This is a genomic window from Achromobacter sp. DMS1 (assembly GCF_001270295.1).
In genome coordinates this window covers 1-6,349 of record NZ_LHSJ01000246.1, presented here as the reverse complement: position 1 = coordinate 6,349, position 6,349 = coordinate 1, and the positions used below count along the sequence as shown (strand labels likewise).

At 70.4% G+C, this 6,349-nt stretch carries 4 protein-coding genes and 1 pseudogene; 1 reads left to right on the top strand and 4 read right to left on the bottom strand.

Translation table 11 applies throughout. The features are described from left to right. The coding region (ftsY, locus tag AD428_RS21315; protein ID WP_053246513.1) for a signal recognition particle-docking protein FtsY at positions 1-932 on the top strand (932 nt) is incomplete at its 5' end. A 90-nt stretch (positions 933-1,022) separates the two neighbouring features. Here ftsY and AD428_RS21310 read toward each other — a convergent pair. From AD428_RS21310 to phnE, 4 genes and pseudogenes are all read right to left on the bottom strand, one after another. Next, entirely contained in the window at positions 1,023-3,218 is a 2,196-nt protein-coding gene (locus AD428_RS21310) for a phosphocholine-specific phospholipase C (protein WP_053246512.1), read from the bottom strand. 30 nt (positions 3,219-3,248) lie between these two features. Next, positions 3,249-3,425, bottom strand: a complete 177-nt coding sequence (locus tag AD428_RS26470; RefSeq protein ID WP_235491058.1) for a hypothetical protein — start codon at positions 3,423-3,425, stop codon at positions 3,249-3,251. A 271-nt stretch (positions 3,426-3,696) separates the two neighbouring features. Further along, on the bottom strand, positions 3,697-5,367 hold the full coding sequence (locus tag AD428_RS21305; protein WP_053246511.1) for a CYTH and CHAD domain-containing protein: 1,671 nt from the start codon (positions 5,365-5,367) through the stop codon (positions 3,697-3,699). Positions 5,368-5,549: 182 nt separating this feature from the next. After that, positions 5,550-6,349, bottom strand: a pseudogene (gene phnE / locus AD428_RS21300) (phosphonate ABC transporter, permease protein PhnE); the annotation flags it as partial.

Sequence of the window (6,349 nt, the reverse complement as noted above, 5' to 3'; positions counted from 1 at the left end):
CCGCCGGGGCCGCGCCCAGGAAGGCTTCGTGGCTGACCCGCCTCAAGCAGGGCCTGTCGCGCACCGGCCAGAGCATCGGCGGCATTTTCGTCGGCGTGAAGGTCGACGAGAACCTTTTCGAGGAACTCGAATCGGCGCTCATTATGGCCGATGCGGGGCTGGAGGCCACCGAGAAGCTGCTTGCGGCCCTGCGCGCCCGGGTCAAGAAAGAACGCATCGAAGACCCGGCCAAGGTCAAGGCGGCGCTGCGCGAATTGCTGGCCGACCACCTGCGGCCGCTGCAGCGCAGCTTCGAGCTCAACCGCGCCAAGCCGCTGGTGGTGATGATCGCCGGGGTGAACGGCGCGGGCAAGACCACGTCCATCGGCAAGCTGGCCAACACGTTCCAGCGCCAGGGCGCCAGCGTGCTGCTGGCCGCGGGCGACACCTTCCGCGCGGCGGCGCGCGAACAGCTCATCGAATGGGGCAGCCGCAACAACGTCACGGTCATCTCCCAGGACGGCGGCGACCCCGCCGCAGTGGCCTTCGACGCCGTCAATGCCGGGCGCGCCCGGGGCGCCAGCGTGGTCATGGTGGACACGGCGGGCCGCCTGCCGACCCAGCTGCACCTGATGGAAGAGCTGAAGAAGATCCGCCGCGTGATCGGCAAGGCCGACGCCTCCGCGCCGCATGAGGTGCTGCTGGTGGTGGACGGCAACACGGGCCAGAATGCGCTGGCGCAGATCCGCGCCTTCGATGCCGCCATCAATCTCACCGGCCTGGTCGTGACCAAGCTGGACGGCACCGCCAAGGGCGGCACGCTGGCCGCCGTGGCGGCGGGCAGCCAGGGCGTGCGGCCGATTCCGGTCTACTGGATCGGCGTGGGCGAAAGCCTGGAAGACCTGCAGCCCTTCGTCGCCGATGAATTCGCCGGCGCGCTGCTGGCCGATTGAACCGCCGCCCGCCGGCGCGTTCTGCGCCGGCGGGCGGCCGAGGATTTTCCTGGAATGCCGGCGTTCTGCGCCGGCATTCGTCTTCGGGGCTCAGGCCACTTGCCCCATGGCCGGGTCGCTGATGGAATCCTTGCCCGTTTCCATGCGTCCGGCAAAGCGCCGCGCGAACGCGGCGTAGCCTTCGCAGGCCACCGCGAAGTCATACCACTGGCCGCATGCGGCCACATCCCACGTCAGCTCTCCCGTTGCGCCGGGCTGCACCGTCACGCTCCACGGGCCGTCGCCGCGGTAGGCCATGGCGCGCACCGAGAACACGCAGGGCGCGGCGCCGTCGTTGCGCAGCTTGACCTGCACCTGCGGGGTTTCGCAGGGCAGGTAGCACACCTGGATCTCCGGCCGCGCGCCGGCGGCCTGGGCGAGATCGCCGGCAAACGAACGATGATAGCCATTGGGGCCCAGCACCCAGAGGTCGTACCGCCCCTGGTCGGCGGAAACGTCCCAGGCGTCTTCCAGCGACTTGCCGGCTTCGACGACGTAGCGCCGCGGTATGCGGTCCAGGCGCAGCTTGTCGTACACATGGAAGACGGCCGCCGCGCCGGCGGCGCTGGCGTTGGCGAAGATCAGCCGGACCTGCCCGGCGCCCGCGTCTTCGCGCGCGCTGGCGTGCAGCTCGTAGGGCAGGGCGCGCGAGGGGCGCGTTCCCGGCGCCTGGGCGGGCAGGGTCTGCACGGCGGGCACGGCGATGGCCGGCTGTTTTTCCTGCCAGCTCGTCAGCCCGTCGGCGTCGCTGCGCGTGCGGCGTCCGGCCAGCATGGGCAGCGACGCGGTGTTGGGCGACACGAAGTCCAGGCAGGAGGTCAGGTCGCCGCACACCGCCCGGCGGAACGGGGCGATATTGGGTTCCGCGACGCCGAAGCGCCGCTCCAGGAAGCGCAGCACCGAGGTGTGGTCGAACACTTGCGAATTCACCCAGCCGCCGCGGCTCCAGGGCGAGATGACCCACATGGGCACCCGCATGCCGGGGCCGAACGGCTTGCCGTCGGCCGTGAGCTGCCTGGGCGTGGCGGGCGCGTAGGTAAAGTACTCGAAGGCCATGTCGGCATCGGACAGCGTGGATTTGCCCGCCAGCGTGCCGTCCTCGTTGCGCGAGGGGGCGGACGGCGAGGGCATGTGGTCGAAGAAGCCGTCGTTCTCGTCGTAGGTCACCAGGAACACCGTCTTGCTCCAGACCTCCGGCGACAGGGTCAGCGCGTCCAGCGCGGCCTGGATGTACCAGGCGCCCTTGGCCGGGCTGGAGGGCCCGGGATGTTCGCTGTACGCCGCGGGGGGAATGATCCACGACACTTCGGGCAGCGTGCCGTTGAGCACGTCGTCGCGCAGGCTCTGCAAAAAGCCGCCGTCGGGCATGGTGTTGCCGAATCCCTTGGCGAACGGGCTGTGGGCGTCGTCGATGGCCGGGTTGTAGGCGGGGCCGCCGTTGTTGGTCACCTGGCGGTCGGCCGGCATTTTCTCGATCTCGGCGCGCCAGTGCCGGAAGCTCATCATTTCGTTGCAGCCGAAGTTGTCCGGAATGTTCTGGTACACCTTCCAGCTCACGCCGGCCTGCTGCAGGCGGTCGGCGTAGGTGGTCCAGGTCCAGCCCTCGGTAGAGGGGCCCACGTCGGCGCCGTCGTTCATTTCGTTCATGACCACGGCCACGTTGTCGCCCGTGGGGCCGTTGGTGCCGGTCCAGAAGAAGAGGCGGTTGGGAATCGTGCCCGCGTGCATGGAGCAGTGGTAGGCGTCGCACAGCGTGAAGGCTTCTGCCAGCGCGCGGTGAAAGGGCACTTCGGCGTCTTCGTAATAGCCCATGGACAGCGGCTGCTTGGCGCTGGGCCACCGGTTCATGCGGCCGTGATCCCAGGCGGCCTGGCAGTTGGGCCAGGCGTGCGGCGTGCTGCCCGCCCGCTGTGCGTTGCCCTGCGTGGCGTCCAGGTGGTAGGGCAGCTCTTCGGTGCCGTCGGCCCGGGTCTGGTGAAAGACCGTCTTGCCGTTGGACAGCGGGATCGGAAAGCGGTCGCCGTAGCCGCGCACGCCGCGGAAAGTGCCGAAATAGCTGTCGAACGAACGGTTCTCCAGCATCAGCATGACCACATGCTTGACGTCCTGGATGGTGCCGGTGGCGTTGTTGGCCTCGATGGCCAGCGCGCGGCGGATGCTGGGCGGAAACATCGACAGCGCGCCCGCGGCGGCCGTGGCGCCCAGGGAGGCTTTGATGAACTTTCTCTTGGAAGCGTTGATCGTCATGGGAGCAGGCGGATAGGTGGCGGACCGGGGTCAGGGCGCGCAATGCGCGGCGCAGGCGGGGGGCGTTTCGGGAGCAGTGGGCGGAGCCGGCGCGGGATCGTCGGAGCCGTCGTCGTCGCCGCCGCAGGCGGCGAGCGCCAGCGCCAGCGAAACGGCGCAACAGGCGTACAGGCTCCGCCTGGCGAACGTGGTCAGCGTGTCGGTCATGGGCATGATCGGGAATGAGGGTGGACGGGAAAGGCCCGCGCGGCGGGCCCGGGCGCGCCGGGCGCTTTCGGTGGCGCCCGGCGCGGTCCACCAGTATTCGGGGCCGGAATGTCTTTCCGTTGACCGCAAGCTGACGGGAAGCTGTCAGCGTCCCTTTTTTTGAAACGCGGTGCGAGAAGCGTGTCCGCTTGCAAGCGGAAGCACGGCTGTCGTATCGAGAAGGTAGGTGCGCGCGCCCCGGCCGGTCAGCCGGGGCGCAAGGCGCGGACGGCTATTTCCAGAACGGCTTGCCGTGGGCCAGGTCCTGGAACGCCCGCCGGGCCTCGGCGGTGAGTTCGTCGAGACGCGCGCTGATCCAGCCCAGCGCGAACCAGGCTTCGGGGTGGGCGGCGGTGCGGGCCGCGTAGTGGTCGCGGGCGAGGGCGAGATCGTTGATCTCGCCCAGCACGTCCTGCACGTGCGAGAGCAGCTTGCGGTAGTCGCGCAGGCGTCCGGCCGGCAGCAGCGATTCGGCGAACGACAGGCCATAGCGCAGCCGCTTGCCGCGCTTGCGCAACTCATGGCGCTCGGCCAGCGGAAGCTCGGCGAAGCGCAGGCCGGCTTCGGCGACCTTGCGGTGCCAGCGGCGCAGGCGGCGGGCGAGCAGCTTCCGCAGGGACGCGGGATCGGGCTGAGCGGCCTGCAGCGGAATGATGGCCGGCACGCGCGCCGCTGCCGATGACGACGGCCCGCCTTCGAGCCGGATGGCGGGCTCCGGGGCGTGGTCGTCGGCGCCCCGCGCACGCCGGGCGGGCGGCGCTCCGGACGCGGGCGCCTCGGCGGCCGGCACGTCCAGGCTCCATTCGAGCAGGTTCAGCAGCCAGGACTGGAACGCCTTGCCGCCGGCGATGGCCCGGGCGTCTTCCTGCGGCGCGGCGGACTCGGCGGGCAGCATGGGCATGCCCGCGCGGGCGAGCGCCGGCGCGATGGTTTCGTTCAGCACGTCCTGGTCGCGGTTCGCCCCGAACGCGGCGAAATGGCGCCGCATGTCGTCCAGCAGGGAGGCCGGAACCGGGCCGGTCCAGCCGTCGAACAGGCGCCAGGCGGAGCGCAGGCGGCGGATGCCGACGCGCAGCTGGTGCACGTGCTCGGAATTGCCGGCGCGGCAGACGCCCTCGGTGTCCACCTCGGCCAGCACCGATGCGTTGCGGGCGATCTGGTCCAGGCACTCGGCGGCCACGCGCGCCATGGCTTGCGGCGCGCTCATGCCGGGCTCCAGCCTGACGGGCGCTGCCGTGCGCGGCGCCCAGAAGCGGGCGATGGCCTCGGCCCGGCGCGCCTCGCGCTCTGCTTCGGCGCCGGCATCCACGTCTTCGAGCCGCCGCGCGAGCTGCGCCAGCGCGTCGCCGCGTTCGGACTTGCTGCGGGGGTCGAGCACCAGCCCGTGCCGCTGCTGCCATTTGCGCGCCAGGGAGAAGATCGCGGCGGGCCGGCCCGACACCAGCTCGAACTCCAGCTCGGAAATCGGCAGTTCCAGCGCACCGGCGCGCAGAATGCCCGTGTCGTAGGCTAGTTCCACCGTGCCCTGGCGGGTGCGCACGCGGCGCAGCAGGCGCTGCACGTCGGTTTCGTAGCGCAGGCCGAGTTCGCCCTTGAGCGCGGCCAGCGCGGCTTCCTGCTCCGTGCCGGCATAGACGGAAAGGTCGAGTATCGGGCCGGGGCGGGGGTGGTTCAGCTCGACGCGGGTGATGGCGTCGGCGCCCGGCATTTTCAGCGTCTGCACCCATTCCGCGCCTTCCTGGCGCAGCCGGATCGCGATGCGCGCGCGCGCCAGCTCGCGCTCGGGCGTATCGAAGTACATGGCGTGCAGCCGGACGCGCGCGACTTCGCGCTGCTTCATTTCCCGCAGCACGCTTGCGCGGAACGCCATGGGCACGTGCAATTTGAGTTCTTGTTCCGACATGGAGCGGGTGTCCGGCGTGAAAAGGCAGGATATTACTCAAGCCGTGCAGCGGATTTGATGACGGGTCATATTCCGGTCATGTGCAGCATAGTCGGCCCGGACGGGCGCAACAAGCGGGCAGGGGAAGGCGGCATGAAGCGCGCCCCGGGGCGGGAAGTCCGCCGGGGCGCGCGGGAGGGGGCTCACAGGATGCGCTTGCGCGCCTGCGTGATGACGATCTCGGCGACGACGACGATCGCGAAGATCGCGGCCAGCACCAGCGAGACGCGGTCCCACTGGAAGAGGTTGAGCGCGGTGTCCAGGGCCATGCCGATGCCGCCCGCGCCCACCAGCCCGAGCACGGCGGACTCGCGCACGTTGATGTCCCAGCGCAGCAGCACGATGGACCAGAACGCCGGCCGGATCTGCGGCCAGTAGGCGTACCAGAGCACCGCGCCCCGGCTCGCGCCGGTGGCGGTGACGGCCTCGATGGGGCCGCGCTGTGCCTCTTCGATGGCCTCGCCCACCAGCTTGCCGACAAAGCCGATGGAGCGGAACGCGATAGCCAGCGTGCCGCCAGGGCGCCCGGGCCGAAGATGGCGATGAAGAGCAGCGCCCACACCAGCGAGTTGACCGAGCGGCTGGACACCAGGATGAGCCGGGCCAGCAGGTTGACGGGCCTGCTGGGCGTGAGGTTGTGGGCGGCCAGCAGGCCTACCGGCACGGCCATGATCACCGCGAGGATGGTGCCCAGCGTGGCGATGTGCAGGGTTTCGACCAGCGGGCCGTGTACGCCTTCCAGGTAGTAGCCCCAGTCGATCGGCCACATGCGCTGGAAGAGGTCGGCCATCTGTTCCGGCGCGTCGTACAGGAACTCCGGGATGATCTCCACGCTGCGCACGGCTTGCACGATGGCGGCGACCACCGCCAGGTACAGGGCGAAGCGCAGCAGGCGCTGGCCCGGGCTGTAGCGGCGCCATTGGCGGGGCGTCGAGCCGGCGTG

Bases quoted from the DNA above. Each gene is read 5' to 3' on its own strand.
- AD428_RS21310 (WP_053246512.1), bottom strand. From the start codon at position 3,218: ATGACGATCAACGCTTCCAAGAGAAAGTTCATCAAAGCCTCCCTGGGC.
- AD428_RS26470 (WP_235491058.1), bottom strand. From the start codon at position 3,425: ATGACCGACACGCTGACCACGTTCGCCAGGCGGAGCCTGTACGCCTGT.
- AD428_RS21305 (WP_053246511.1), bottom strand. From the start codon at position 5,367: ATGTCGGAACAAGAACTCAAATTGCACGTGCCCATGGCGTTCCGCGCA.